This is a genomic window from Lentzea sp. NPDC060358, from assembly GCF_042725365.1.
GTDB lineage: Bacteria > Actinomycetota > Actinomycetes > Mycobacteriales > Pseudonocardiaceae > Lentzea.
Genome location: NZ_JBHXCW010000436.1, coordinates 1 through 2,677 on the forward strand (window position 1 = coordinate 1; position 2,677 = coordinate 2,677).

Annotated in this window: 4 protein-coding genes; 2 read left to right on the forward strand and 2 right to left on the reverse strand. The window is 68.0% G+C overall.

The window, feature by feature from the left end; genetic code table 11:
* The coding region (locus tag ACFWGZ_RS40585; RefSeq protein ID WP_382456902.1) for a hypothetical protein at positions 1–532 on the reverse strand (532 nt) is incomplete at its 3' end.
* Between the two features lie 95 nt (positions 533–627).
* On the opposite strand from ACFWGZ_RS40585, the gene ACFWGZ_RS40590 reads away from it, so the two are divergent.
* Entirely contained in the window at positions 628–1,176 is a 549-nt protein-coding gene (locus ACFWGZ_RS40590) for a peptidylprolyl isomerase (protein ID WP_382456903.1), read from the forward strand.
* Entirely contained in the window at positions 1,173–2,096 is a 924-nt protein-coding gene (locus tag ACFWGZ_RS40595; RefSeq protein WP_382456904.1) for a rhomboid family intramembrane serine protease, read from the forward strand. Before ACFWGZ_RS40590 ends, ACFWGZ_RS40595 begins: the two co-directional genes overlap by 4 nt.
* On the opposite strand, the gene ACFWGZ_RS40600 is transcribed toward ACFWGZ_RS40595, so the two are convergent.
* Positions 2,093–2,488: a PH domain-containing protein gene (locus ACFWGZ_RS40600; protein WP_382456905.1), complete on the reverse strand. Its 396-nt coding sequence runs from the start codon at positions 2,486–2,488 to the stop codon at positions 2,093–2,095. The genes ACFWGZ_RS40595 and ACFWGZ_RS40600 overlap by 4 nt on opposite strands.
* Positions 2,489–2,677 lie beyond the last annotated feature (189 nt).

Consider the following 2,677-nt stretch of genomic DNA (forward strand, 5'->3'; position numbering starts at 1 on the left):
GGTTCAGAACGGGCTCCGGCAACGGAGCCTGCTCCTCCTCGTGCAGGTGGACCTCCTCCGGACGACGCGTCATCGCGACGTAGCCGGCGGCGGCCGCCGCGATCAGGAGCCCCAGCACCCACGGCCACCTGCGCCGCTTCGGGGCGTCGCCGCTGAGCTGAGCCGCGGCCTTGCGGATCTCCTTCGCGCGGACCTTCGCGTCCTTGCGCGCGGTCTTCGCCGCCTTCTTCACTTCCTTGCGCACCACTTCGGCCTTGCCCATGAGGTCGGCGCGCGTCTTCGCGCTCTTCTTCGCGAGGCGCTTGCGGGAGCGGCGTGTCTGCTTCTCCCAGTCCTCCGCCTTGCTCATGAGCGTGTCGGCCTGATCGACGAGGGCGCCGCGAACCTGGTCAGCCGTGATGCCGCGGTCGGCGAGCTTCGCCTCGGCGACGTGACCAGCACGGACGACACCCTGGCGCGCGGCCTTCAGACCCGTGCCGACAGCCTTGCCAACGGACTCGCCGGCACGGGTCATGACGTCCACCTCGTCCATTCTGCGCTCCACACTTTTGTCGTCAGCTTGTGAGCCTGAGGTACCCCATCGTGCCCCTTCCTGAACATCTCCGCCTGTGATGGCACGATGGTGTGGTGGCTGACAGCAACGAATCCTTCGTCGGGACCAAGGTGACGGCGACCCTGCACACCACGCAGGGCGACATCCGCATCACCCTGTTCCCCGACCACGCCCCCAAGACGGTGGCGAACTTCGTCGGGCTCGCCGAGGGCACCCGCGAGTACACCGAGGCCAACGCGAGCGGCGGGAAGACGGGTCCGTTCTACGACGGCACCCTGTTCCACCGCGTCATCGCCGGCTTCATGCTCCAGACCGGTGACCCGACCGGCACCGGCCGCGGCGGCCCCGGCTACCGCTTCGCCGACGAGTTCAACTCCGAGCTCCAGTTCAACCGTCCGTACATCCTCGCGATGGCGAACGCCGGGCCCAACACCAACGGCTCGCAGTTCTTCATCACCGTGGCGCCGACGACGTGGCTCAACTTCAAGCACACGATCTTCGGTGAGGTCGAGGACCAGGCCTCGCGCGACGTAGTCGACGCGATCGGCAACACCACGACCGGTGCGGGCGACCGTCCCGTGAACGACATCAAGATCGAGCGGATCACGATCGAACGCGCGTGAGCGACGCCCTCGTGCCACCGGACGGGCCGGTCGGAGCGCAGCCGGAGACCCCGGTCTGCGCACGTCATTCCGATCGGCCCACCCGGCTGCGCTGCACCCGGTGCGACCGTCCGGCGTGCCCGGACTGTCTGCGCGACGCCTCGGTCGGCATGCAATGCGTCGACTGCGTGAACGAGGGCAACCGCACGGTCCGCCGTCCCCGCACGCTCGCGGGCGCGCAGGTCTCGGACGGCCGGCCGATCGTCACGTACGTGATGATCGCGCTCAACGTGCTCGCGTACGTGGTCACGGTCGTCCAGTCCGGCAGCCCGATGAACAACTCCAGGGCGGGTCTCTTCCAGGAGACGTCGCTCATCCCGGAGCTCACCGCGAGCGGCGAGTGGTGGCGGGTCGTCACCTCGGGCTTCATGCACTTCGGCCTCATCCACCTCGCGTTCAACATGGCCGCGCTGTGGGTGGTCGGCCCGGTGGTGGAGCAGGAGCTCGGCAGGCTGCGGTACACGGCCGTGTACTTCCTGTCGCTGCTCGGCGGCAGCGCGGCGGCGTTCTACTTCGGCACGGTCTGCCAGCAGCTCGCCGGCGCGTCCGGAGCGGTGTTCGGCCTCATGGGCGCGGTGCTGATCGTGTTCAAGCGGCAGAAGCGGGACATCTCGACGATCGTCGTGGTCGTCGGCATCAACCTGGTGTCCAACTTCTTCACCAACGCCTCGCTGCTCGGGCACCTCGGCGGGTTCGTCGTCGGCGGCCTGCTCACGCTCGCGATGGTCAAGGCGCCGCAGGCCAACCGCAACGCCTACCAGATCGGCGCGGTGGTGGCCGTCGCCGTCTTGCTCGCAGGCATGTTCCTGCTGCGCGCGAGCGAACTCGACACGGCAGCGGAAGTCATCCTGGAGATCGCGCGCACCTGCCGTCCCAATTAGGGGCGCAATGCGTGCAGCACGCCGGCGACTTCTTCCGGATCGGCGCCGAGGTCCAGTTTCGTGAGCACCACGAGACGGTCGTCGGCGTCGAGTTCCAACGTCTGCTGTTCCCGGCCGAGCCGGCGCGTGGTCTGCAGCTTCACCTTCACCTCGTGCCACGGCAGCAGCGTCGTGCTCGCGAAACCGCGCACGGCGAGCCCGTCCACGTCCGCGGTGAGCCTCGGCCGCGCGATCGTCGCGAACGCCGCGAGGTAGGCGACCAGCAGCGTTGCCAGGCCGATGAGGAGACGACCCGCGTTGTCGTCGGCGAGGACCGTGGCGACGGCGAGGGCGAGCGCGGCAACCCACGCGACGGCGACGATCCGGGTGGGAGTGGACCAGGTGCGAGTCACACCGTCGAGTGTGCCGCATGAAATGTGGACGACTGAACGGGTCCTCATGAGGGGAAACCGTCGCTTGTGCATTTTGGTGCAAAGTTGTCCACAGGACTTGTCCCCAATGGGGATGACTTACAGCCGTGTGCTTCGGTGACGCTCGGATGAACCAGGTGAACAGGCCCCGAACAAACGTCGGCCCGGACG